This window comes from Mucilaginibacter sp. SG564, from assembly GCF_013149275.1.
Classification (GTDB): Bacteria; Bacteroidota; Bacteroidia; order Sphingobacteriales; family Sphingobacteriaceae; genus Mucilaginibacter.
Map to the genome: position 1 here is coordinate 302,065 of NZ_JABGNA010000003.1, position 22,838 is coordinate 324,902.

A 22,838-nucleotide genomic window follows, 5' to 3' on the forward strand; every position below is an offset into this window, starting at 1 on the left:
AGCAGCAATATTTTTAGTACAGGTAGTTCAATGCTATCTTATCATTCGCGTTGAAGGTGCGGTCAGACCCATTTGAACAGGCCAGCATCCATGAACCGGCATCAAATGTTTTGGTTGGTGTACCCGGAATGTGAACAGCACCAATGCCTGCTGTACCTTCATTACCACCGCCGCCTGTACCGCAGCTCAGGTTACGGTTAAAATAATCGGTATGGCGCATACCTATACAGTGCCCCATTTCATGCTGGATAACAGAAGTAAGGTACCCCAGATCCGGATTAGTGCCATAAGCGGCAGGGTTAGTGTTCATCTTGATCTGGTTGTAAGGGTTTCCTGATGAAGTTGGGAAGCCAGAAGAACCCAAGGTGATGAAACCACCGCTTGGGCCTTCGTTGAAACCAATGATCTGAATAGCACCACCGCTGCTTACCACCTGAAATTTAAGGGTAAGATTTAACGCGTTGTAACGTGACACGGCATTAGCTGTAGCCGTAGCATAAACAGTTGGCAGGTTTGAAACTGAAACGGTAACTGTTCTTGGCAAATTTTTAACCAGGTTAGTTGTCCGGTATTGCTCTACTTCGGCAATTCTAAGTGTTGGACTGGTGCTGGTTTCAGATAAATTAGCCGGGGTTAGCAGGATATCACCTTCTACCAGGTAATTATCCCCTACCTTACGCATGTTATCGGTGCTGAAACCCAAAGCAGTGATCTTGCTGCTTACATCTGCAGAGATCTGTGTAGCCGGATCATCCTTTTTTTCGGCGCCAGGATTGTTGTTTTTGGTACATGCGATTAGTAATGAAGATGCACAAGCTATGCACACCCCAATTTTTAGCAAGAGTTGTTTTTTCATTTTGTCGGTACTTTAATTTTGTTAATAATTATCCGATTGATCAATAAAAAGTAATACTGTATAGTTTTAGTACAGATAGTTCAATGCTATTTTATCATTCGCGTTAAACGTGCGGTCGGTGCCGCTTGAGCAGGCCAGCATCCATGAACCGGCATCAAATGTTTTGGTTGGGGTACCAGGGATGTGAACAGCGCCTGGATAATCCTGCGGATCGCTGCTGCTATAAGTGCTGCCTTCATTGCCACCACCATTTACGCCGCAGCTTAGGTTACGGTTAAAATAATCAGTATGGCGCATACCTATGCAATGGCCCATTTCATGCTGGATAACAGAGGTTAGGTATCCTACATCAGGATTGCTTCCGTAGGCATCAACATTGGTGTTCATACCAATAGCGTTAAAAGCATCACCAGAGGCGGTTGGGAAACCCGAATAACCTAAAGTAATAAAACCATCAGAATCAACACCTTCGTCAAAACCGGTAATCACCATATCACCGCCACTGCTTACCACCTGAAATTTAAGTGTCAGGTTTAACGCGTTGTAGCGTGCTACCGCGTTGGTTGTAGCTGTAGCGTAAACCGTCGGTAAATTGGAAACGGATACGGTAATGGTTCTTGGTAAATTTTTAACCAGGTTGTGTGTCTGGTACTGCTCTGTTTCGGCTACTCTAAGAACAGGGCTCGCAGGGTTAGCCTCATTTAAATTGGCCGGGGTTAACATGATATCGCCCTCTACAATGTAATTGTTACCCATTTTACGAACATTATCCGCGCTAAAACCCAGATTTTTGATCTTTTGGGCTACATCAGCAGAAATGGCGGTTTTGGGAGAAGCCGCCTTATCGGCGCCTTGGTTGTTTTTAGTACAAGCAGTTAGTAACGAAGATGCACAAGCGATGCACACCCCCATCTTAAACAAGAGTTGTTTTTTCATTTGTCGGTACTCTAATTTTGTTAATAGTTAAAAAATCACAAACAATCATGATAATAGCCGGCCAGCTTGTTGTTTATGATTATAAATATATTAAAATACAACGACATTTATTTTTCATTTGATAAATATAAAGACCATTATTGTCTTTAAAATTAAAAAATAGTAAAAACTATACCCCGTATAATAACTAGTAAAAATTAGCGTTATAGTTGATTTAAATTATCCCAAGACACTTTTCGGGGAAAATAGAGCCCGGCCCACAATAGGTGTAAACACCTACCGCGTAACCGGGTAAAATACGGGTAAAATAAAAATTGACAAGCGCCGAAATTTACCCGACTTTATCCATTTTAAGTTTTCCTACAAGGGCTCGAACCTCAATCTTCAGAGCCAGAATCTGACGTGTTACCATTACACCATAGGAAAATTTGAACACTACAGAAGGTACCTTCTGTTTATCAATACAAATATACCAGCTAAGCTTTTACGCTGCAAAAAAATGTGCCCAACATCGGTACTGCTCTTTATAAATTTACAGTTTTCAGATCTTAAGGATAAATCATCCATATTTTATTCATTTTTTCGACATAATTTAATTAACAACCATTAATTAAATCAATTTTTCATTTTCTTTTATTAAATTTTATAAAAAAGTTACAAAGTGTGATATTTATCATACTATTAACATACATAATTTATGAAAATTATTAATTAGACTTGCACATAATGCCATTTAACTAAAATAAAAAACGTGTAAATGAAAAAAAGTCAAAATATTTGCGATTTAGAGAGTTGTTTTTTATGCAAAAACTGTTTAGATGAGTGGAAAACGGCCATTGCTACTCATAAAATAAACTATAAGGTAAAAAAAGGTGAAGTTATTTTCAAAGAGGGTGATCCGGTAACGGGTATTTATTTTGTTAACTCCGGCAGTGTAAAGGTTTATAAAAAATGGGACAAGGATAAGGAGCTGATTGTTCGTTTTGCAAGGGAAGGTTCTCTTTTTGGCCACCGGGGTTTAGGTAAAGGAGGGTTTTATCCCATATCAGCAGCAGCGCTGCAGCCAACAGTTGTATGTTATGTGGACATCGCTTTTTTTGAAGCCACGTTAAAAGTAAACGCCAATTTTACCTATCAATTACTCATGTTTTTGACTGAGGAGCTAAAACAGTCTGAAAGAAAAATGCGCAATCTGGCGCACATGCCCGTTAAAGGACGCGTTGCCGAGGCCTTAATATCCCTGCAAAACCAATTTGGCACTACCGCGGAGGGTTTTATCAATATCGACCTGAGCCGGCAGGACCTGGCCTCCTACGCCGGGGCAACTTACGAAACCGTGTTCCGGATGATGAATGAACTGGTAAATGAAAAGCTTATCGGTCTTTCGGGCAAAAGTATCCGGCTTATTAATCACCAGGAGCTTTTAAAACTGGCACAGGATGTTGTTTTTATTTAACCAGAAGAATGCCCAAGTACCTTAAAGCGGGAGACGCAATTATGCGTCTCTACGTTTAAATTTAAACACCCTCTTATAACTACCCTGTTAATCCAGTAAAATTTTTCATTATTTTACACCTGGGTATCAATCAACCAATTTCTGCATTGCACATGTCACACAGCACTCCTATTCCAGAGTTATTTATATTGGGCGCAGGTCCCGGCGATCCGGAACTGATTACCGTAAAGGGATATAAAATTTTACAGCAGGCCGATGTGATATTATATGACAACCTGGCCAACAAAGCATTATTGGATATAGCCAAACCCGGCTGCGAAAAAATTTACGTCGGCAAAAACCCTTATGGTAGCTATACCCCGCAGGAAACCATTCTGGAGATGATCAAACATTATGCCTTTACCAAAGGGAGTGTTGTACGCCTGAAAGGCGGCGACCCCTTTATATTTGGCCGTGGATTTGAAGAGATCATATATGCCCGTGAACAGGGCATCAAGACCCACTATATACCCGGTATTACCAGCATACAGGCTTCGGGATTTTTAGATATACCATTAACCCACCGGGCCATGAGCGAGGGCGTGTGGATCATCACCGGAACTAAAAAAGACGGATCGCTATCGGCCGATCTGAAACTGGCCATGCAAAGCAACGCTACCGTGGCCATTTATATGGGCATGAAACAGGTTGACGCCATTGCCGATACTTATATATCCGAAGGCAAGGGCAATACGCCCGCGGCCATTATCCAGCATGCATCGTTACCACAGCAAAAAGTAGCCCGTGGCCAGGTTAAGGATTTGCGACAGATGACCGACACGCACCAACTAACTCATCCGGCAATTATTATTATAGGCGAAGTTGCCGGTCTGGGTGCTTAGCATCTGTAATCATACAGATATTTTATACAATCAGTTGAGCTACAAAATGAGCGGAAAAAAACTTTGGACCAAGCTTTTTTCGAAAAAAACAGAGAAAGAAGCAATTGAATTGCATGTAGCAGGAGCAATGGTAAGACACCATAATCCGTTTGAAGATTTGACGGGGCCAAGAAATGAAGAAGAATTCTCAGACGATATTATAGATCAATATGTGCTACCGTTTTACATGACCAGTATTGCTAATCTTGATCAATCCAAACTTCAGGAATTTGCCATGACATCGCACACTATAAATACTAAGATCGTGGCGTTATTATTAGGGGATTTTAATTGGCGAACAAGGTTATGCGGCGCTTTTTTTGCAGCCATAAATAATTACGTTGAGTTTGAAGAAATTATTGGTAATCATTTACTAAAAAGCGAAGTATGCTATGCCGGTGACGCGTATTGCCTGGCGCTTGCTCAGTTTGATACCGATAGCGCTAAAAACTATTTGATAACCTATCTTAATTATTATCTCGACAGGAAAGATCTGTGGTTTGATCAGGACGATGCCTATTGTGCTTTGACCTATCTGGATAAAAATGCTGCTGATGCCTTTAATGATAAATGGCAATCATTTATATCAGACAAGCCTAATTGGAGTTTAGAAAAACACCAAAATCATTTTAACGCCCAAATGGCTACCATTGAGAAAATCAGGGCACTGGCCAATAAAGACAGCTAAATAAACCCTAATCCGGCTTACACATTCGCTATATTTCGCCACAGTTTAATAAACCTAACGGGCTTACAGTCTCCTTTGGATCTCTCGCAGAGGACCCTGAGGCATTGGATTGAGGCAAGAATAAACTCAGGGTCCCTTTCAGAAGACCCTGAGGAGACCCAAGCGCTTAGCATCAGGATCACCCAACAAAACAAAAAAGATCTTAGCAAATTGCTAAGATCTTTTTTGTTTTGTTTTCCCGCATGGGCTCGAACCACGATCGTCTGAACCAGAATCAGAAGTGCTACCATTACACCACAGGAAAATATAGGCAAATGTACTACTTATCCAACAGACTCCTGTCAGCCGCGCGTTATATCTCTTACTGCCTGTTAATCTATTTACCTATTGCCAACTGTAGCAGCCAATGCACCAGGTCATTTGCGGCTTTATCGTTTTCGAAACCAGCCGGTAGCCTGCCATTTACATATTCGTTATATAACCAGGGGTCGCCCACCGCAACAACCGTTCCTTTGCCATATTTGGCGCTGGCAATAATGGTAGCGCCGTTACTATTTTTAAGAACAGATTTTGCAGCGCCGGTAAGATCGATAGAACATACATCCTTCATAAATATCTTATTGGCGGTTTCAAATACCGGATTGCCTGTAGTTTTTACCGCGCCATCTTCAAAATGCGCATCATCAATCACGTGATTTTGCAAGTCATCATTAAAATGCATCCCAAATTTGGCGGCCAGGGTGTTAAAGTGCGGCAACTCCACGTTGGCGCTGTCATTAGCCATCATTAATAGCACACCACCTTTTTTCACCCATTTGCTAATCTCTTCCACATCCTTGGGCTGGATATAGTTGGGGTTCGGACTTTCCTTTTTGGTATCCGGATCAACAATGATATAAATAGCCGTGTTTTTTAGATTCTCTGCCGTAGGCGCCTGATCGAGCGAATCCAGTTTGGCACCGGCAGTGGTAAAAGTAGCACCGAATATAGAAAAGCCTGAATTTTGCTTTTCGCCCCAGAGGTAATGGAAACGCTCCTGCTGCCCGGCCTTATTTTTATGCACTTCGTGGTTAAAATAATAATCGAGCGTTACGGTTTGAGCACTGGCGGCTGCACCGGCACCCATCAACAGGGTTATTATGGTTAATTTCAGTTTCATAAAAATGGGTTTATAGTCAGTAACATATAATATCCATAGGGTGTCATGCTGAGCTCCGTCGAAGCATGGTGGGTAGGCCTCTGCGCTCCACCCTTCGACGGAGTTCAGGGTGACAGCCCCTTTTTGGTATTACTTTTCTTTAACAGAGCAGCTAATTCTTTGTTCTTACACCCCGCCAAATATCGAGAACCCGCCATCAACGCAGATCATCGATCCGGTTACAAATGCCGATGCATCACTCAGCAACCAGGTCAGCGCCCCTTTCAGTTCATCCGCATGCCCGAAACGTTTAAACGGTGTTTGTTTGATCACCAATTCGCCGCGTTGGGTATAGCCGCCTCCGGGTTTGGTAAGCAGGTTACGGTTTTGCTCGGTGAGGAAAAATCCTGGCGCAAGCGCATTCATCCTGATCTTATCGCCATAACGGTTAGCCAGTTCCACAGCGAACCATTGATTATAACAATCAACAGCCGCCTTACCAATATTATAGCCCAACACCTTGGTGATGGCACGTTTAGAGTTCATGGATGAGATGTTTACGATACTACCTTTGCCAGCAGTTTTGGCGATAGCTTCGCCAAATATCTGGGTTGGAATGATAGTTCCCCAAGTGTTCAGGTCCATCACCTTTTTCATACCGGCGATGTTCATTTTAAAAATATCTTCTTCGGGGGCTAAAACACCTTCGGGCATGTTGCCACCTGCGCCATTCACTAGGCCATCAACCCGACCAAAAGCGGCCACAATTTTATCTTTGGCGGCTATCAACTCTTCTTCGTTCAGCACGTCGGCAACTAAAGCTATAGCTTTGCCGCCATTTTTGTTGATGGCTTCGGCACGTTCTTCGGCCACTTCTTTTTTCCGACCAAGGATACCTACCGCACCACCGGCTTCTACAATAGCGTTTACAAAGGCGTCGCCCAGGATGCCGGTACCGCCGGTTACTACGATAACTTTACCGGCTAATGAAAATGAATTTTCCAATGTCTTTTTATGTTTTATGAATCAATTGATCTTTTTATCTGATATCAGGAATGGCAATAGCATCCATGTCGGTATAGTCGAGGTTTTCGCCGGCCATGCCCCATATAAAGCTATAGCTGGCCGTGCCACTGCCCGAGTGGATGCTCCATGGTGGTGAAACGATGGCATCATAGTTATCCATCAGCACATGGCGGGTTTCCTGCCCCTCGCCCATGTAATGGAACACGCGTTGTCCTTCCGGCACGTCAAAATAAAAATAGGCTTCCATACGGCGATCATGCACGTGTGCTGGCATGGTATTCCAAACGCTGCCACCATGCAATATGGTAAGGCCCATCACCAGCTGGCAGCTTTTGATACCTTCCAGGTGGATGTATTTATTGATAGTACGTTTATTAGCTGTTTCGATAGAGCCGGTATGTACTTTGGCAGCATCCTCATTGGTCATTAATGTGGTAGGATATACCGCGTGTGCCGGGGCCGAAAGCAGGTAGAATACCGCTGGCTCCGCGCTGTTTTTACTGGCAAATTTTACACTTTTAACACCTTTACCTATATACAGGCAATCCAGCTTATTTACCTGGAAGGTTTGGCCATCGGCGGTAACTTCGCCATCACCGGCTACGTTGATGATGCCGATTTCGCGGCGCTCTAAAAAATAACCGGCACGCAGGTTAGGATAGTTTTCCAGCTCTACCGATTTGGTTACCGGGTGAGCTGCTCCTACAATCATGCGGTCGTAATGGGTGTAAGTACAATTAATTTGATCTGTTTGAACTAGTTGGTCAATTAAAAAACGTTCTCTTATCTGGGCTGTCTGATAGCTTTTAAAATCTTCGGGGTGTACGCTATGTATTACTTTCAAGGCTTTATGTTTTGGTAGGCAATTCTACAACGTATCTTTTTTAAATCAAAAGTATTCGGCCCATTATTCTACTCAAACGTTTGCGCTGAGGTGCCTTATTAACATAAAAGCAACAAAAAAGCCACTGAAGTAAAACATCAGCGGCTTTATAAAATGATACTTGACCGGTGTTTCTTAGTCCTCGTTCACAAATGAACGTAGCATCCAGGTATTTTTTTCGTTAAACTGCATAAAGCGGTTCACCATATCGTTTGAGCCATCGTCACCTGCTTCGGCGGTAATGTCCAGGATCTCTCTTTCTTTGGCAATTAAAACAGCCAGGTCATCAATAACGGCTTTTACCATTTTGGTATCTTTTAAGCCAATGGTTTGGATTTCTTTGATGGCCGATTTTGTAATATAATCATTAAATGTGCTGTATGGCGATTTGCCCAGGGTTAATATCCTCTCGGCAAGTTCGTCAATGGTGGTCAGCGCTGCAGTATACAGTTCTTCGAACTTTAAATGCAGCGTAAAAAAGTTTTGTCCTTTGATGTTCCAGTGGCAGCCGCGTACTTTTTGGTAGTAGATATGATAGTTGGCCAAAAGGTCATTTAAGTGGTCAACAACAGGTTTTACTTTACCTTCTTCCAGACTAATTTCTTTAGCGTTCATATATAAATAGTGATTTTTATGTTTAACATTAGCTTGGCAGCAATGTTTGGTAAATATAAGCAGATTTGAATTTATTACCCATATTTACACACTTTATGACACAGATGCTACCTTTTATTAACCAACAATTTGACTGGCCCATCTGGCGTATGGAAATTGACGTTATCAGCTCCACATTGTTTGTTGAACTGCGTAACAGCGAAGATAAAAAAGTAGCTTTTGGCGCCATAAATCTGCTCAGCGGCGATGTTTACTTTAAGGATATCACCACCCCCGAGCGATGGCTTACCGGTATTGAAACGGCTTACGATGGTACGCTCCTCGTACACAATTATCAATCAGAGAAAGGCCCTGTACATAAAGGCCTGATAGCCATTGATGGCACAAGCGGAGAAACGCTGTGGAGCAATTATACCCTGGCCTTTGATCACCTGTGTGTAAACGGCCCCATAGTTTATAACGCCCAGGTACAGCCCTCGAAATTATTTTTGGCCGATATAAAAACAGGCGGACTTTTACGAACCCATCAACCGGCAATAGATACACCATTACATAATGATATTGTTGTACCCCAGATGCTCCCGGCATCTCTTTTAAAAGAATTACCCTTACCTGCCGAACCTTATTTAAATAGCCTTCATTATTTGGAGCACAATAGCTACAGAATTGTATCTTTGCACACGTTTTTTCAGGAAAAAATAAAGCAGCATTTATATATTATTGATAGCGAAGGCGTAATTGTTTACCATGATTTGTTAAACAGCAACATACAAAAATTGCAGCCCGAGGCGTTTGTAGTACATAAGAATAACCTGATCTATTTAAAAGAACGGTCAGCATTAATAGTTTTAAACTTATAAGTTACTGTATTATAATTTATTATGAAATTAAAGATTTTATTAGTCATCGCTCCCCTACTTACCCTGTCCATATCCATTTTTGCAAACCCGGTTGTAGACTCTGTTGGAGTTGAAAACCTGAACGGAAAAAAAGTTGTACTACACAAACTTGATCCTAAAGATAATTATTACTCTATCGGTCGCCGTTATAATGTAAGCCCTAAGGCTATCATGCAATTCAATAACAACGCGCCGCTTAAAATTGGCGGCATTGTTAAAGTACCTACCGAACAATCATTTACACAAACCGCTGCCACAACACCTGCGCCGGTTCAGCAAACCAGGCCACAAGTGCAACAGCCTGTTCAGCAGCCAAAGCCACAACAGCCGGTAGCTCAACAACCAAAACCACAAACACAACAGCCGGTAGTACAGCAACAAGCCCCGGCTACAACCGTAACAACTACAACACCAGCTGCCGATACCACCCCTGCCAAGCCGGTAAATATGGATAATGTGCAGCAGTACAAAGTGTCTGCTGGCGAAACGCTTTATTCTATAGCCAAACGTTTCGGCACTTCTGTTGAAGATATCACCAAACTGAACAACTTAACTTCCAGCACGCTTACCCCGAATCAGGTGATTAAAGTACGCTCGGGCATGCCACCAGAAGAAAGACCTGTGGCTAAGCAAGACGCGGTAGTAACCACCCCTGATTCAACCGTGGCCGCTATTGACAGCGCGGGCAATAAACTAAAAGCCAACCGTTTTGGCCTGTATGAAAAAAATGAAACAGGTGTAGCCACCTGGATAGATGATACCAGCCTTGACCCTAAAAAGGAACTGGTATTACACCGCACCGCCCCTATCGGCACCGTGATCAAGATTACCAATCCTATGAACAACCATACCACCTATGCTAAAGTTGTAGGCCGATTTACCGACAGCGAAGCTACCAAGGATGTACTTATTGTAATGACCAAAAACACAGCCGACGCATTAGGTGCTTTAGATAAACGCATTCACGTAAACATCAGCTACGGCAGTCCGAACCCGAATGAATAAACCTTATATTATTGGAATTGCCGGTGGTAGTGGATCTGGCAAAACCTTTTTCTTAAAATGTTTCCTGGAGCATTTTACTGCCGACGAGGTGTGCCTGGTATCGCAGGATGACTACTATTTTCCGGTGGCCCATAACATGACGCCCGAAGAGAATAAGGAGTATAATTTCGACCTGCCATCTACTATCGACCATGAACACTTTCAGCAGGATATCAGTAAACTTTTTAATAATGAAACCATTATTAAGCCCGAGTATACTTTTAACAACCCTAATATTGTGCCCAAAATGCTGGAAATAAAGCCGGCGCCTATTTTAATTGTAGAAGGCTTGTTCATTCTGCATTTCAGGGATATTGCAGATATGCTGGACATGAAAGTTTTTATTGAAGCCAACGAAGAAGTGGCCTTAGAACGCCGCCTGAAACGCGATCTGATAGAGCGCGGCTACTCGCACGATGATGTGATGTACAAATGGATTAACCATGTGGTACCAGCTTATAAAGAGTTTTTATTGCCTTATAAAGACGAATGCGACCGGGTGATCACCAACAACAGTCATGTTGCCCAGGATATCATTGCCGTAACCGAAGAAATATCGGCAGATTTAAGGAAGAAATTATTTTAATAATTGATGGTTCATAGATCATAGTTAATGGTTCATGGTATTAATCACGACGAATTATCAACTATGATCTATAAATCACCTATGATCCATGAACTACGGATCAAATAACAATTTCCGGAATTTCTCCTTCAACAATCAGTTTACCGGCAGTTGCATTTTTAATCTCTTCCACACTTACACCCGGCGCACGTTCCAACAGTTTAAAACCACCTTCGGGCAATACATCAAATACGCCCAGTTCGGTCACTATTTTCTTTACGCAGTGTACACCGGTGAGCGGCAGAGTACATTGGGGCAATAGCTTTGATTCGCCTGCTTTGTTAACATGTTGCATGGCTACGATGATGTTTTCGGCGGATGCTACCAGGTCCATGGCGCCGCCCATGCCTTTTACCATTTTACCGGGAATCTTCCAATTGGCAATATCACCATTTTCAGATACCTCCATAGCGCCCAGGATGGTGAGGTTTACCTTTTTCGCACGGATCATCCCAAAACTCATAGCCGAATCAAATATGGCCGAGCCCGGCAACATGGTAATAGTTTGTTTACCCGCGTTGATCACATCCGGATCCTCCTCCCCTTCAAACGGAAATGGTCCCATGCCCAGCAAGCCATTTTCTGACTGCAGCACCACATCCATGGTTTCGGGTATATAATTGGCTACTAAGGTGGGGATACCAATCCCCAGGTTCACGTAGTAACCGTCTTTTATTTCGCGTGCAATACGTTGCGCAATTCCTTGTTTGTCTAACATAATCTCAATTTCTTTTATCCCCTTTGTCATTCTGAGCGTAGCGAAGAATCTAATCGCCGAATAGATCCTTCGTTCCTCAGGATGACAAACGGGTGGGTGATTCGCGATTGCTTCGTACCCCGCAATGACGCGTGGGTTCAATTCAGGTTATTATACCCTTGTTCTTTGCTCCCTCTATCTTTGCTCCTTCTATCTTTATTGCTTCACCCTCACCGTCCTCTGTTCTATCCTTTTCTCATAATCTTTACCCTGGAAAATACGATGTACATAAATACCAGGAGTATGGATATGATCGGGATCGAGTTCGCCGGGTTGTACCAGTTCTTCTACCTCGGCAATGGTTATTTTACCCGCCATGGCCATCACCGGGTTAAAATTACGCGCGGTGGACCGGTACACCAGGTTGCCCATGGTATCACCCTTCCAGGCTTTTACAATGGCAAAATCGGCATCAAAAGCCATTTCCATCAGGTAATCCTTACCGTTAAAATTACGGGTTTCTTTGCCTTCGGCTACTTCGGTTCCTACACCGGCAGGGGTAAAAATAGCGGGCATACCATAACCGGCAGCCATACAGCGGGTAGCCAGCGTGCCCTGCGGCAGCAGTTCTACTTCCAGTTCGCCGCTGAGTAACTGGCGTTCAAATTCGGCATTTTCGCCAACGTATGAGGAGATCATTTTTTTTACCTGCCGCTGTTTCAGCATCAGGCCGATGCCAAAATCATCAACCCCGGCATTGTTTGAGATACAGGTAAGTTGTTTGCGCCCCTGTTTTACCAGCGCGGCTATACAATTTTCGGGCAACCCGCAAAGGCCAAAGCCACCCAGCATTAAAGTCATGCCATCCTGAATATCGCGGATGGCCTCATCGGCACCACTAACTACTTTATTCATGTTCTATAATTGGTTGCTCAAATTTAGATATAAGAATTAAGAGTCAAGAATCAAGACGTAAGAAATAGCCATATAATAAAGCTTTTTCCTTCTTGATTCCTGACTCTAATTTCTTGACTCTACTGGCGTTTTACCACTTCACCTGCTTATCAATAAAGCTGATCAGATCATCGGCCATAACTTGCTGCTCCTTGGCGCTGGGGTGTCCGGGAGTGTTTTTGAAAGGGAAAAAATGGGTATAAATTGCCTTATCATTGAGGCTGGCTACCGCCTTTTCGATATAACCAGGCCATGGCGAACCTGCTTTGGTAGCGTCCATACTGCCCAGCGCACAAATGATCTGTGCTTTAGGGTATTTTTTGCGGATATTTTTTACAAACTCCCTGTAAGCTTTAATGATCTGGTCGGATTCGGGTGCTTTGGCGCCAAAGCGTTCTTTAAACTGCTGATTGTTGGGTTGCTGAACTATCCAGGAGTCGTTCTGAAACAGGTTGATCACCACCAGCTCCGGCGTATATTTGGAAAAATCCCATAAGCTTGTGGGATCCTTTGGATTAAGCCGGTTATACATTTCGGGCATAATGAGCGGGAACCAGCTTACCATAACACCGATACCACTTTTAGCAGTACATACATAATCGGCATCAAAATGGCGGGCGGTAATGGCCGCATAGCTGATATAGCCATTTTCATAGGGCGCGGAGCCCCTATCCTGCCCGGTAGTATCTTCCACCGCGTATCCGCAGGTAATGGAATTACCAAAAAACTCTATCCTGTGCTTTTTAGCAGGTGGCGCAGGCAAAACAGTAGCTTCTTTGGCCAGTATAAACTGGTAAAAAGTAGTTTTGCCCATTTCCCACTCTGTACGTTTAAATAACTCAACACTATGTGCTCCGGCGGGTAATCCTTCGACTAAAGTGTAAACCCGTTTGGTACTGTCTAAATGAATGGTGTTAGCTACCTTGCCATCAACAATAACGGTAAAGTAGTTTTCGCCGCGTTCGTCCCGTAGAAGCACCGATGCACCAGTACCGCTAAAGTTAATTTTAACCGACGAACCCGTCCAGTAAAGTTCAGCGGCTCCGTCGGTCATATTGATGCGGCCGGTATAACGTATGTGCGGGTCTTTACTTTTAAATACCGCAATCTGAGCATCAGCGCAACTTAAACCGATAGCAAAAATAAGGAACAGAACTACAGTGCAGATCTTACGCATGGTTAATGGCTGTGATTTAAAATTATAAAAAACTGTTTAAATAAAATCAACCTCAATCTTCAATCCCAACTATTCCAAAGGCGTGCCAAACTGCAGTATATAGGCATTGTTATCAAAAACCGCGAACTCCCGCATACCATAGTTAAAATCTTCAATAGGATAGCAGATCACCGCTTTTTCCTTCAACTCATTCCATAGCTCATCCACGTTATTGGTGCGGATGTAAAAAGAGCCCGTGAATTTGGGCACGGTAAAGGTTTCGTGCTCATTGGGGAGCGCGATCATAATTTCGATATCATCCCTGCTCACGGTTGCCCAGCCCCAGTCTTCATCAAAACCAACGCAGGTAAAACCCAGATTACTAACATAAAAATCAACGCTTTCCTTAACACGAAGCGTATATAACATAGGAGTGATACTTTTTAATGCCATAATTTACGTTTAGTATCGAGTAGTTAGTATCAAGTATCACGACTTTTTTATTGACAGCAGATGCCGCATTTAAGCAATCTTGATACTTGATACTAACTACTCGATACTTATTTTAACAGCTAATTTACTTTAAATATGCATATGTTATACCATCGCCGCCGCGGTCGGCGTGTTCATCTTCCAGGCGATCTACCTGGTCGTACTTTTTGAGGTACTGCCTGATCATTTTACGCAGGATACCATCGCCTTTACCATGAATGATTTTGAGGTTATTGAAGCCCATCATCAAGGCGCGGTCAAACAGTTTTTCAATGGCGTGCAGGGCATCTTCGGTACGCATCCCCCGCACATCAATCTCCGGACTAAAACTAGCCAGATCATTGGTGTGCGAGCTAAAGTTTCTGCGGATATCCTTCGGTACCGACGATTTGGAAACTTTGACAACCCGTTTCTTTTTGGCCACGGTACGCAGGTCGCCAATGGCAATTACCACATTGTCCTTGATCAGCTCGATCACCTGCCCGGTAGTTTCCGAATCGGTTAGTTTCACCCAATCGCCGGGTTTCAACTCTTCGTCTGCAGCTGCCGGGTTTGGTTTTACGGGTTCAACTTTAACGGTATTCTTTTTAAGCTCGGTATTCAGGTTTTCGCGCAGGGCACGGGTTACCTCCTTATCGGCATTGCTGCTTTTTATTTCGGATATGGTATTCTCCACCAGCTTATTGGCATTCAGGATGATGTTTTTAGCCTGATCCTTAGCCTCTTTGATCAGCACTTTTTTGTTCTCGTCCAGGTAGCTTTTCAGCTTCTCGTTTTCGGTTTGCAGTTCGTTTACACGGCGTTGCTGCTTATCCAGCTTTTGCTTGGTTTCAAATATTTCGCGCTTTTCGCGTTCCAGGTCAACCAGCAGGGTATCTACTTTTTTCTGGCCTTCGCTTATTTTATTTTTGGCGAGGTTAAGCACATTGGCCGGTAAACCTATTTTCTGAGCGATCTCAAACGCGTAGGAACTGCCGGGCTTGCCAATTTCTAACTGGTAAAGCGGTTTCATCTCCACGTTATTAAACAGCATCGAAGCATTTTCGATACCCTCGGTATTACTGGCAAATATTTTGAGGTTGGAGTAGTGCGTGGTGACCATCCCCCGAACCTTTTTATGGTTCAGAGATTCCAGCACAGCCTCGGCAATAGGGCCGCCAAACTGCGGATCAGTTCCGGTACCAAACTCATCAATCAGGATGAGCGTTTTGCCGTTAGCATCTTCCACAAAAGTTTTCATTTTGCTCAGGTGCGCGCTATAGGTACTCAAATCGCTCTCGATCGACTGGTCATCGCCAATATCCACAAACATTTGTTTAAACACCCCAACCACGCTGGCTTCGGCAGCCGGGATCAGCAAACCGGCCTGCACCATCATTTGCAGTAAACCAACGGTTTTCATACAAACCGACTTACCACCCGCATTCGGCCCCGATACCACAATAATGCGGGTACCTTCGTCAATATGCACATTGAGCGGAACTACCGTTTTCTGCTCGTTCTTGAAATTTAGGAACAACAGCGGGTGACGGGCGTTATACAATTTTAAACGGGCTTCATTAACCACCTGCGGCATTTCGGCCTCGATATCAATAGCGAATAAGGCTTTGGCACGTACAAAATCAAGCTTGGTTAACAGGCCATGATAGGATAGTAAAAGCGGCGTATAGGGTCGCAATTCATCGGTTAAGGCAGTTAGTATTTTAACTATTTCCCGGCGGCGTTCAAACTCCAGGTCGCGCACGCGGTTGTTCAAGGTAAACACTTCCTCGGGCTCCATATAAACTGTTTGGCCCGATGCGGATTCATCATGGATAAACCCTTTGAGTTTGCGTTTATTTTCGGCCAGCAGCGGGATACACAGCCTACCATCGCGTACGGTGAGTGAGCCATCGGCCGTCCAACCACTGCCGGATGCGGCTTTAAATATCTGGTCTATCTTTTTGCGGGCCTCTTGTTCGGCCTTGGCAATGCCCAGGGTAATTTCATTCAGCTCGCGCGAAGCGTTGGGACGGATCTTGCCTTTAGGGTCAATAACGGCGTCAATCTTTTTCAGGATCGCCTTTTCAATAGGCAGGTGTTCAAATAAGGCTTCGAGGTTGGGGTATAACCCTTCCCGCTCGCTAAAGTAAGCGATCACCGCGAATACGGTTTGCAGGGAGGTTTGCACCTGGTAAAATTCTTCCTCAGACAAAAATACGCCCTCAATACGGGCTTTGTTGGCTAAGGTTTTTATATCGAAAAAGTGATGAATGGGTAAGGCAGCATCATTAACCAGGATATTTTTAAACTCGTTGGCCTGGTTCAGGAACTTGTATATCAGGTCGTAATTGCTCATCACCTGTATCTTGTCAACCATTTGTTGACCCATTTCGCTCAGGCAATGCGCTTTAATTAATTCTTTTACCTCGGTAAACCCCAGCTTATCAACACTATTTTTTGGGTAAAGCATCAGGATGTTTTTGTTTTAACTTTTTTAGAAAATCAGCCTTTTTCATGGCCTTTTTGATAGAATCAAGCTTGTTTGCGGCCTTTTTGATAGAGTCGGCCTTGTTTACCGGCTTTATGGCTTTGTGAACAGCTTTTTTAATAGAATCGGCCTTATGAGCCATTTTGATAGAATCGGCTTTTAATTCAGCCTTGCGGTTTATGGCCTGTAGCTTGTTAACCGAATCGGCCAGGGCTTTGATCCGCTCATCAACCTTATCATATATATCGGTAAGCTTGTCCGGGTATTTGGCATAATAATTCATGCTCCTTTTAAAAGTTCCGGAGTCGGTATGGAACCGTTCAAAGGCGGCCAGATAATTGCCCATACCATATTTGTACAGCGTATCCGGTGTTTGCAACCCAGAGTATAAATGTCCGTCAATGATGTGAATTTCGGTCAGTAAACCAGCCATCGCATCAGGTTTTATAAGTCCGCCGGGCGGTTTATCGTTTTTACAGGCACATAAAAGTAGTGATACTGAAAAAAACAAGGTTAAATATTTATGCATTCTGTAATTTAGCGGCTAATTAAGTAAAATATTCAAAGAGCCTCACCCTGCCCTCTCCATCCCGATAGCCATCGGGAGAAGGTTCAAAAAAGAACAGGGCTAAAGTCCTCTCTCCCGATAGCTATCGGGATGGCGTGTATTTGAGTGAGGCCCTTAATAATTAAGCAAATTTACGGATAAATGAGCATTGCAGATAATATCAAAAGTTTAAAAAAAGAAACGGGCCCGGGGGTAACTTTATTGGCGGTGTCGAAAACTAAACCTGCTGCCGACCTGCAGGAGGCCTATGATGCAGGGCAGCGCCTGTTTGGCGAAAACACCGTGCAGGAGTTGGTAGAGAAATATGAGCAGCTACCTAAAGATATTAAATGGCACCTGATAGGGCATTTACAAAGCAATAAGGTTAAATATATTGCTCCTTTTGTGAGCATGATCCAATCTGTCGACAGCCTGAAACTGCTGCATGAGATCAACAAACATGCGGAAAAAGCTGGCCGTATTATAGATTGCCTGTTACAGATATATATCGCCGATGAAGAAACCAAATACGGCCTGGGTTTTGACGAAGCCATTGAACTGCTGCGCTCAGATGAGTTTGTAACGTTTAATAACGTACGCATTCGCGGACTGATGGGTATTGCCACCAATACCGATAACGAAAAACAGATCAAAGAAGAATATTACGAACTGAAGACATTTTTTGACGGCATTAAGCAAAGCTATTTCCGCAAGATAGATACTTTTGATACCCTGTCGATGGGCATGTCATCAGATTATAAACTGGCCATTGAACAGGGTAGTAATATGGTACGCGTAGGCAGCACCATTTTTGGCAACCGTGTTATTAAGCACTGGAAAAATAATTAAGTGAGTGGTTAGATTGGGTTGATTAAGTGAGTGGTTGCCCGATCGTCTGAATAGTTTTTCATAATTACAAAAATAAATTTTATTGGTTTGCAAAACCTAATGAACAATTGAACTAATGAACATCGATATAAGAATTGCCCGCAAAGAAGACTGTCCGCGTTTAATGGAGCTGGTGCATGAATTGGCCCTTTTTGAAAAAGCGCCCGAAGAGGTAACCGTAAGTCTGCAGGAGTTTGAGGATGCCGGCTTTGGCCCTAAACCTGTTTGGAAGGCTTTTGTTGCCGAAGCTGAGGGTCAGATAATTGGCTTCGCGGTTTATTATGTACGCTACTCTACCTGGAAAGGCTGCCGCTTATATTTGGAAGACCTGATTATTACCGAACAATATCGCGGCAAAGGTGTTGGTAAATTATTATTCAACGTACTAATTGCCGAAGCCAAAGAATTAGGCTTTAGCGGTATGGTATGGCAAGTGCTCGACTGGAACGAGCCGGCCATCAATTTTTATAAAAAATACGAAGCCAATATTGAGGCCGGGTGGCTCAATGCCTCCTTATCAAAAGAACAGCTTTTAAACTATTAAGCCATGAAAACCAGCTACCTGTTTTATTTTATCGTTGTTAGTTTCGCTTTCGCGTCATGCCAATGGGGTGTTCCATCAAAGCAGAAGGACACTACCAGTGCCGACACGCTTTCCTATACCTACAAAAACATACATGAGCGTGCGGCAGATTGCGGCAATAAGCCAGACAGTGCCTGTGCTGTAGTAACCATCAAATACCCGGTTTTTACAGGGCAGAAAAAGCTGAACGACTCTATCACCCAGAAGATAAGAGGCCTGTTTGCCATGGATGGGCAGCCAGATAGCACCATTGAGCTTATGAACAAGGCTTTCTTTAAATCGTACAATGATTTGAAGAAAACTGAGCCCAAACTGGCTATGTATTACAAGCTGAACAGCTATGCCAAAGTGATATTACAGGATTCGAGCCTGACAACACTTGAAGTTGGCGGCGATACTTACCAGGGAGGCGCGCATGGTGCCGCTGCTACATTCTTTATCAACTGGGATACTAAAGCTAATAAAGACCTTACGCTGGATGATATTTTTACTACCGGATACGAAGAAAAACTCAGAACCATCGCCGAAAGCATTTTCAGGAAAGACGAAAAACTGAGCCCTACTGCTTCGCTGGCTAATGATTACTTTTTTAAGGATAATAAATTCGCGCTGAATGATAATTTCCTGATCAGCCCTGTCGGACTAAAATTCTTTTATAACTCCTACGAGATCAAACCTTACGCGGGCGGTACAACAACCCTCATCATCCCCTATTCATCCATCAAATCATTATTACGACCAGGTTCGGTTGTGTCCAAATACATCAAATAAATGCTTGTTTTTAAATTCGGAGGCGCGTCTGTTAAAGATGCCGGTGGCATCATTAACCTGGCCAGCGTTGTTAAAAAATATACAGGGAATCAGTTACTTATCGTGGTATCGGCCATGGGCAAAACCACCAACGCACTGGAAAGCCTTACCCGGGCCTATGTGGATCAGTCGGACAATATGCACCTCATCTACGAAGGCATCAAACAGTACCATTTCGATATCCTGCATGAGCTGTTTGATGCCAAGCACCCGGTGTTTGATGAAATAGCCAACACTTTTGTGGAGATTGACTGGATGATTGAGGATGAACCCCATGATGAATACGATTTTATTTACGACCAGATCGTATCCATCGGCGAGCTGGTATCTACCCGCATCATCAGTGCATACTTAAATAAAGAAGGGTTAAAAAACCAATGGCTGGATGTACGTGGCTATATCCATACCGATAATACTTATCGTGAAGGCGCAGTGCAATGGGATAAAACCCGTGAAAGCATCACCAAAGGCATCCCGGCTTTGCTGGATAAAGGCATTGTTGTAACCCAGGGTTTTTTGGGCGGCACATCTGAGAATTTTACCACCACATTGGGGCGTGAGGGATCGGACTATACCGCGTCCATCTTTGCATCATGCCTGGGTGCCGAATCGGTAACTACCTGGAAGGATGTGCCCGGTATCCTGAACGCCGACCCTAAGTTTTTTACTGATACGGTAAAGTTTGATGAGCTCTCCTATTCCGAAGCTATCGAGATGACCTATTACGGCGCAAGTGTCATCCACCCCAAAACCATCAAACCGCTGCAGAATGCCAATATACCCTTGCTGGTTAAACCGTTTTCTGATCCATCGGCGCCGGGGACTATTATTAAGGAAGATGGCGTAAATAGCTTTGTAAAACCGGTCATCATCCTTAAACAAAACCAGGTGTTGCTGTCGGTATCTTCTAAAGACTATTCTTTTATCACCGAAGATCACCTGAGCGATGTTTTTGGTCTGTTTGCGCAGAACCAGGTAAAAGTAAACGTAATGCAAACCTCGGCCCTTAGCTTTTCTGTTTGTTTTGACTTTTACGAAGAGCGCTTTGAAAAACTGCTGAACAGTTTGCAGCAGGATTTCAAAGTAAAATACAATACCGGCTTAACACTCATCACGGTAAGGCACCATGCCGACGGCGCATTGAAAGAGCTAACCAACGGTAAAACTGTGTTGCTGGAACAGGTAAGCAGGAATACGGCGCAGATGGTGTTGAAATAGAAAAAAAACAAACGCGTCATTGCGAGCGAAGCGTGGCAATCCCCGATAAGCAGAGCTGCTCTGTAGAGTTAGGGATTGCCACGCTTCGCTCGTAATGACGTACGTTTTTCCCGGCTAATTCCCAACAAAAACCTACCTTTATGCCTCCTTTTAGCTTCAAAGGGCTATATTTGGGCATGGACGCAATCAAGACAGTAAAAGATGCAATAACTATAGGATTGGGAATATTATCTGCCGGATTTGGGTTAAAAGGCTTTTTATTATCGAGCCATTTTATTGATGGTGGCGCTACCGGTATAGCCATGCTGATATCGGATATCACACATGCGCCCATCTCTATACTTATTTTTATTATCAATGTACCTTTCCTTTGGTTGGGCTATAAAAAACTGGGATTGCAGTTCGCTATTAAAAGTACGCTGGCTATTGGTCTGCTCGCGATAGTTTTGGCTGTGGTTCAGTTCCCCGATGTTACGCATGATAAATTACTTACCGCCGTATTTGGGGGTGTTTTTATAGGTACAGGCAGTGGTTTGGCCATGCGTGGTGGTGCCGTGCTTGATGGCACCGAAATTGCCGCCGTGCTGGTGAGCAAAAAAACACAACTGCTTAAAGTAAGCGACTTTATTCTGGTACTCAACGTGCTTATATTTAGCTTGGCCGCTTTCTTTTTGGGTGTGGAGCCCGCTATGTACTCCATCCTTACTTACATGGCTGCCGCCAAAATGATCGACTTTATTTTGAACGGTATCGAACAATACTCCGGTATCACCGTCATATCAACCCATAGCGAAGCCATCCGCAAGGCCATTACCGAAACGCTGGGTCGCGGGGTTACTATTTACCAGGGCAAAAGCGGCTACGGTAAAGATGGGCATATCAATGATCCGCGGGATATTGTTTTTACCGTGGCTACCCGTCTCGAGATCCCTTCGCTTAAACAAACCATCCTGGGTATCGATCCTAAAGCATTTATTGTACAGCAAAGTATTGACGATACCACCGGCGGATTGCTTAAAAGAAAAGGCCTGCATTAAAGAGGAAAGCCGAAGGGTATAATGCCAAAAGCTTTTTCACCGAACGGGTAACAATATATTTTTTCAGGTTTTAGCCTTCTGCTTTTAGCTAAAAAAGTATTTCTTTTGCAACCTAAACCAAATCATATACATGAAAAAAATCCTTACCACAACTGCCCTTGTTCTTACAACCCTTACAACTACTTTTGCCCAACAGAAAAAGGGCGATGTTGAACTGGGTTTCCATGCCGGCTATAGCTATGCCAATGTTAGCAGCGGCAGCCTGGTTAATGCCGATAACAAATCCGGACTTAATGCCGGTATAGCTGCCGACTTTTACTTCTCGAATCGTTGGAGCCTGAAAACAAAATTAATTTTTGATCAAAAAGGCTGGGGCGATGGCTTTTTTTCCAACGACAACAACAATAATTTCAAAACAGACTATCGCTTAAATTACATTACCCTACCGATAATGGCCAATTGGCATTTTGGCAAAAAACGCAACTGGTATCTGAATTTTGGCCCTTATGTAGGTTATCTGGCAGGCGCCAAGGCAAGCGATATTAGTGTTGATGTAAAGGACTATTTTCACAACACCGACTTTGGGATAGCAGCCGGAATTGGAACTAAGATCCGATTATCAGACAACATAAAGCTTCTGCTGGAATATGACGAACAAGCCGGGCTTACCGATATCTTTAAAACAAATCCAGGTTCGGCTGTCAGAAATGGCCGGGGGAGTTTGAATGTGGGCTTCAACTTTATACTGAAATAAGGCTAAAGGCTAAAGACTAAAGGCTAAAGGCTAAAGGCTAAAGGCTAAAGGCTAAAGGCTAAAGGCTAAAGGCTAAAGGCTAAAGGCTAAAGGCTAAAACAACAAAAGCGGGTATGCCCCGCTTTTGTTGTTTTATAAGTGCTAAG

At 43.5% G+C, this 22,838-nt stretch carries 24 protein-coding genes; 12 read left to right on the forward strand and 12 right to left on the reverse strand.

All coding sequences use genetic code 11. The features are described 5' to 3' along the window. Nucleotides 1–13: 13 nt before the first annotated feature. Together FHW89_RS08770 and FHW89_RS08775 are read right to left on the reverse strand one after the other, a co-directional pair. Entirely contained in the window at nucleotides 14–856 is an 843-nt protein-coding gene (locus tag FHW89_RS08770) for a M57 family metalloprotease (RefSeq protein ID WP_216650520.1), read from the reverse strand. Nucleotides 857–922: 66 nt separating this feature from the next. After that, nucleotides 923–1,792 carry a M57 family metalloprotease gene (locus tag FHW89_RS08775; RefSeq protein ID WP_172334654.1) on the reverse strand — a complete coding sequence of 290 codons (870 nt, stop codon included), beginning with the start codon at nucleotides 1,790–1,792 and terminating at the stop codon, nucleotides 923–925. A gap of 757 nt (nucleotides 1,793–2,549) precedes the next feature. Between FHW89_RS08775 and FHW89_RS08780 the strand changes: the two genes are divergently transcribed. The 3 genes from FHW89_RS08780 to FHW89_RS08790 all read left to right on the forward strand — a co-directional run bounded on the left by FHW89_RS08780 (nucleotide 2,550) and on the right by FHW89_RS08790 (nucleotide 4,856). Continuing rightward, nucleotides 2,550–3,248 (forward strand): Crp/Fnr family transcriptional regulator, encoded by a 699-nt coding sequence (locus FHW89_RS08780; protein WP_172334655.1) that lies wholly within the window; start codon nucleotides 2,550–2,552, stop codon nucleotides 3,246–3,248. A 152-nt stretch (nucleotides 3,249–3,400) separates the two neighbouring features. Then, a complete protein-coding gene (cobA, locus tag FHW89_RS08785) occupies nucleotides 3,401–4,129 on the forward strand; it encodes a uroporphyrinogen-III C-methyltransferase (RefSeq protein WP_172334656.1) in 729 nt (242 codons plus the stop codon). A gap of 46 nt (nucleotides 4,130–4,175) precedes the next feature. Continuing rightward, nucleotides 4,176–4,856 carry a DUF6000 family protein gene (locus FHW89_RS08790; RefSeq protein ID WP_172334657.1) on the forward strand — a complete coding sequence of 227 codons (681 nt, stop codon included), beginning with the start codon at nucleotides 4,176–4,178 and terminating at the stop codon, nucleotides 4,854–4,856. 376 nt (nucleotides 4,857–5,232) lie between these two features. Here FHW89_RS08790 and FHW89_RS08795 read toward each other — a convergent pair whose 3' ends face one another. From FHW89_RS08795 to FHW89_RS08810, 4 genes are all read right to left on the reverse strand, one after another. Beyond that, on the reverse strand, nucleotides 5,233–6,015 hold the full coding sequence (locus tag FHW89_RS08795; RefSeq protein ID WP_172334658.1) for a DUF4350 domain-containing protein: 783 nt from the start codon (nucleotides 6,013–6,015) through the stop codon (nucleotides 5,233–5,235). 165 nt (nucleotides 6,016–6,180) lie between these two features. Continuing rightward, nucleotides 6,181–6,999, reverse strand: coding sequence for an SDR family oxidoreductase (locus FHW89_RS08800; RefSeq protein WP_172334659.1), 819 nt, complete (start codon nucleotides 6,997–6,999; stop codon nucleotides 6,181–6,183). Nucleotides 7,000–7,033: 34 nt separating this feature from the next. Further along, nucleotides 7,034–7,864, reverse strand: a complete 831-nt coding sequence (gene kduI / locus FHW89_RS08805) for a 5-dehydro-4-deoxy-D-glucuronate isomerase (protein WP_172334660.1) — start codon at nucleotides 7,862–7,864, stop codon at nucleotides 7,034–7,036. A 174-nt stretch (nucleotides 7,865–8,038) separates the two neighbouring features. Further along, the gene (locus FHW89_RS08810; RefSeq protein WP_172334661.1) at nucleotides 8,039–8,518 is read right to left on the reverse strand and encodes a Dps family protein; all 480 of its coding nucleotides are present in this window, start codon (nucleotides 8,516–8,518) and stop codon (nucleotides 8,039–8,041) included. 95 nt (nucleotides 8,519–8,613) lie between these two features. Here FHW89_RS08810 and FHW89_RS08815 point away from each other — a divergent pair, with 95 nt between their 5' ends. From FHW89_RS08815 to FHW89_RS08825, 3 genes are read left to right on the forward strand one after another with little or no spacing between them, the layout of a single operon-like run. Beyond that, complete coding sequence (locus FHW89_RS08815; RefSeq protein ID WP_172334662.1) at nucleotides 8,614–9,378, forward strand: DUF4905 domain-containing protein; 765 nt, start codon at nucleotides 8,614–8,616, stop codon at nucleotides 9,376–9,378. A gap of 21 nt (nucleotides 9,379–9,399) precedes the next feature. After that, nucleotides 9,400–10,422, forward strand: a complete 1,023-nt coding sequence (locus tag FHW89_RS08820; RefSeq protein WP_172334663.1) for a LysM peptidoglycan-binding domain-containing protein — start codon at nucleotides 9,400–9,402, stop codon at nucleotides 10,420–10,422. After that, nucleotides 10,415–11,047, forward strand: a complete 633-nt coding sequence (locus FHW89_RS08825) for a uridine kinase (protein ID WP_172334664.1) — start codon at nucleotides 10,415–10,417, stop codon at nucleotides 11,045–11,047. The genes FHW89_RS08820 and FHW89_RS08825 overlap by 8 nt, the downstream gene beginning before the upstream one ends. 100 nt (nucleotides 11,048–11,147) lie before the next feature. Here the strand turns inward: FHW89_RS08825 and FHW89_RS08830 are convergent, their stop codons facing one another. From FHW89_RS08830 to FHW89_RS08855, 6 genes are all read right to left on the reverse strand, one after another. Then, nucleotides 11,148–11,804 (reverse strand): 3-oxoacid CoA-transferase subunit B, encoded by a 657-nt coding sequence (locus FHW89_RS08830; RefSeq protein ID WP_172334665.1) that lies wholly within the window; start codon nucleotides 11,802–11,804, stop codon nucleotides 11,148–11,150. A gap of 195 nt (nucleotides 11,805–11,999) precedes the next feature. Then, nucleotides 12,000–12,698 carry a CoA transferase subunit A gene (locus FHW89_RS08835; RefSeq protein ID WP_172334666.1) on the reverse strand — a complete coding sequence of 233 codons (699 nt, stop codon included), beginning with the start codon at nucleotides 12,696–12,698 and terminating at the stop codon, nucleotides 12,000–12,002. A 130-nt stretch (nucleotides 12,699–12,828) separates the two neighbouring features. Next, nucleotides 12,829–13,914, reverse strand: a complete 1,086-nt coding sequence (locus FHW89_RS08840; RefSeq protein ID WP_172334667.1) for an SGNH/GDSL hydrolase family protein — start codon at nucleotides 13,912–13,914, stop codon at nucleotides 12,829–12,831. A gap of 69 nt (nucleotides 13,915–13,983) precedes the next feature. Next, nucleotides 13,984–14,346: a VOC family protein gene (locus FHW89_RS08845; protein WP_172334668.1), complete on the reverse strand. Its 363-nt coding sequence runs from the start codon at nucleotides 14,344–14,346 to the stop codon at nucleotides 13,984–13,986. A 124-nt stretch (nucleotides 14,347–14,470) separates the two neighbouring features. After that, on the reverse strand, nucleotides 14,471–16,837 hold the full coding sequence (locus FHW89_RS08850) for an endonuclease MutS2 (protein WP_172334669.1): 2,367 nt from the start codon (nucleotides 16,835–16,837) through the stop codon (nucleotides 14,471–14,473). Further along, the gene (locus FHW89_RS08855) at nucleotides 16,818–17,384 is read right to left on the reverse strand and encodes a DUF4296 domain-containing protein (protein ID WP_172334670.1); all 567 of its coding nucleotides are present in this window, start codon (nucleotides 17,382–17,384) and stop codon (nucleotides 16,818–16,820) included. Before FHW89_RS08855 ends, FHW89_RS08850 begins: the two co-directional genes overlap by 20 nt. Nucleotides 17,385–17,564: 180 nt before the next feature. Here FHW89_RS08855 and FHW89_RS08860 point away from each other — a divergent pair, with 180 nt between their 5' ends. The 6 genes from FHW89_RS08860 (at nucleotide 17,565) to FHW89_RS08885 (ending at nucleotide 22,692) form a co-directional block, all read left to right on the forward strand. Continuing rightward, complete coding sequence (locus tag FHW89_RS08860; RefSeq protein ID WP_172334671.1) at nucleotides 17,565–18,251, forward strand: YggS family pyridoxal phosphate-dependent enzyme; 687 nt, start codon at nucleotides 17,565–17,567, stop codon at nucleotides 18,249–18,251. A gap of 115 nt (nucleotides 18,252–18,366) precedes the next feature. Then, nucleotides 18,367–18,834, forward strand: coding sequence for a GNAT family N-acetyltransferase (locus FHW89_RS08865; protein WP_172334672.1), 468 nt, complete (start codon nucleotides 18,367–18,369; stop codon nucleotides 18,832–18,834). A gap of 3 nt (nucleotides 18,835–18,837) precedes the next feature. Then, on the forward strand, nucleotides 18,838–19,644 hold the full coding sequence (locus FHW89_RS08870) for a DUF3298 and DUF4163 domain-containing protein (RefSeq protein WP_172334673.1): 807 nt from the start codon (nucleotides 18,838–18,840) through the stop codon (nucleotides 19,642–19,644). Beyond that, nucleotides 19,645–20,901, forward strand: coding sequence for an aspartate kinase (locus FHW89_RS08875; protein WP_172334674.1), 1,257 nt, complete (start codon nucleotides 19,645–19,647; stop codon nucleotides 20,899–20,901). A 176-nt stretch (nucleotides 20,902–21,077) separates the two neighbouring features. After that, a complete protein-coding gene (locus FHW89_RS08880; protein ID WP_172334675.1) occupies nucleotides 21,078–21,938 on the forward strand; it encodes a YitT family protein in 861 nt (286 codons plus the stop codon). Nucleotides 21,939–22,068: 130 nt separating this feature from the next. Beyond that, on the forward strand, nucleotides 22,069–22,692 hold the full coding sequence (locus tag FHW89_RS08885; RefSeq protein WP_172334676.1) for a porin family protein: 624 nt from the start codon (nucleotides 22,069–22,071) through the stop codon (nucleotides 22,690–22,692). Nucleotides 22,693–22,838: the final 146 nt, after the last annotated feature.

What these genes read in the sequence shown, in the direction of transcription:
- FHW89_RS08775 (WP_172334654.1), bottom strand. Translation starts at nt 1,792, where the DNA reads ATGAAAAAACAACTCTTGTTTAAGATGGGGGTGTGCATCGCTTGTGCA.
- FHW89_RS08770 (WP_216650520.1), bottom strand. Translation starts at nt 856, where the DNA reads ATGAAAAAACAACTCTTGCTAAAAATTGGGGTGTGCATAGCTTGTGCA.
- FHW89_RS08820 (WP_172334663.1), top strand. Translation starts at nt 9,400, where the DNA reads ATGAAATTAAAGATTTTATTAGTCATCGCTCCCCTACTTACCCTGTCC.
- cobA (WP_172334656.1), top strand. Translation starts at nt 3,401, where the DNA reads ATGTCACACAGCACTCCTATTCCAGAGTTATTTATATTGGGCGCAGGT.
- FHW89_RS08825 (WP_172334664.1), top strand. Translation starts at nt 10,415, where the DNA reads ATGAATAAACCTTATATTATTGGAATTGCCGGTGGTAGTGGATCTGGC.
- FHW89_RS08845 (WP_172334668.1), bottom strand. Translation starts at nt 14,346, where the DNA reads ATGGCATTAAAAAGTATCACTCCTATGTTATATACGCTTCGTGTTAAG.
- FHW89_RS08840 (WP_172334667.1), bottom strand. Translation starts at nt 13,914, where the DNA reads ATGCGTAAGATCTGCACTGTAGTTCTGTTCCTTATTTTTGCTATCGGT.
- FHW89_RS08830 (WP_172334665.1), bottom strand. Translation starts at nt 11,804, where the DNA reads ATGTTAGACAAACAAGGAATTGCGCAACGTATTGCACGCGAAATAAAA.
- FHW89_RS08865 (WP_172334672.1), top strand. Translation starts at nt 18,367, where the DNA reads ATGAACATCGATATAAGAATTGCCCGCAAAGAAGACTGTCCGCGTTTA.
- FHW89_RS08815 (WP_172334662.1), top strand. Translation starts at nt 8,614, where the DNA reads ATGACACAGATGCTACCTTTTATTAACCAACAATTTGACTGGCCCATC.
- FHW89_RS08790 (WP_172334657.1), top strand. Translation starts at nt 4,176, where the DNA reads ATGAGCGGAAAAAAACTTTGGACCAAGCTTTTTTCGAAAAAAACAGAG.
- FHW89_RS08850 (WP_172334669.1), bottom strand. Translation starts at nt 16,837, where the DNA reads ATGCTTTACCCAAAAAATAGTGTTGATAAGCTGGGGTTTACCGAGGTA.
- FHW89_RS08810 (WP_172334661.1), bottom strand. Translation starts at nt 8,518, where the DNA reads ATGAACGCTAAAGAAATTAGTCTGGAAGAAGGTAAAGTAAAACCTGTT.
- FHW89_RS08875 (WP_172334674.1), top strand. Translation starts at nt 19,645, where the DNA reads ATGCTTGTTTTTAAATTCGGAGGCGCGTCTGTTAAAGATGCCGGTGGC.
- FHW89_RS08860 (WP_172334671.1), top strand. Translation starts at nt 17,565, where the DNA reads ATGAGCATTGCAGATAATATCAAAAGTTTAAAAAAAGAAACGGGCCCG.
- FHW89_RS08880 (WP_172334675.1), top strand. Translation starts at nt 21,078, where the DNA reads ATGGACGCAATCAAGACAGTAAAAGATGCAATAACTATAGGATTGGGA.
- FHW89_RS08870 (WP_172334673.1), top strand. Translation starts at nt 18,838, where the DNA reads ATGAAAACCAGCTACCTGTTTTATTTTATCGTTGTTAGTTTCGCTTTC.
- FHW89_RS08885 (WP_172334676.1), top strand. Translation starts at nt 22,069, where the DNA reads ATGAAAAAAATCCTTACCACAACTGCCCTTGTTCTTACAACCCTTACA.
- FHW89_RS08835 (WP_172334666.1), bottom strand. Translation starts at nt 12,698, where the DNA reads ATGAATAAAGTAGTTAGTGGTGCCGATGAGGCCATCCGCGATATTCAG.
- FHW89_RS08855 (WP_172334670.1), bottom strand. Translation starts at nt 17,384, where the DNA reads ATGCATAAATATTTAACCTTGTTTTTTTCAGTATCACTACTTTTATGT.
- FHW89_RS08795 (WP_172334658.1), bottom strand. Translation starts at nt 6,015, where the DNA reads ATGAAACTGAAATTAACCATAATAACCCTGTTGATGGGTGCCGGTGCA.
- FHW89_RS08780 (WP_172334655.1), top strand. Translation starts at nt 2,550, where the DNA reads ATGAAAAAAAGTCAAAATATTTGCGATTTAGAGAGTTGTTTTTTATGC.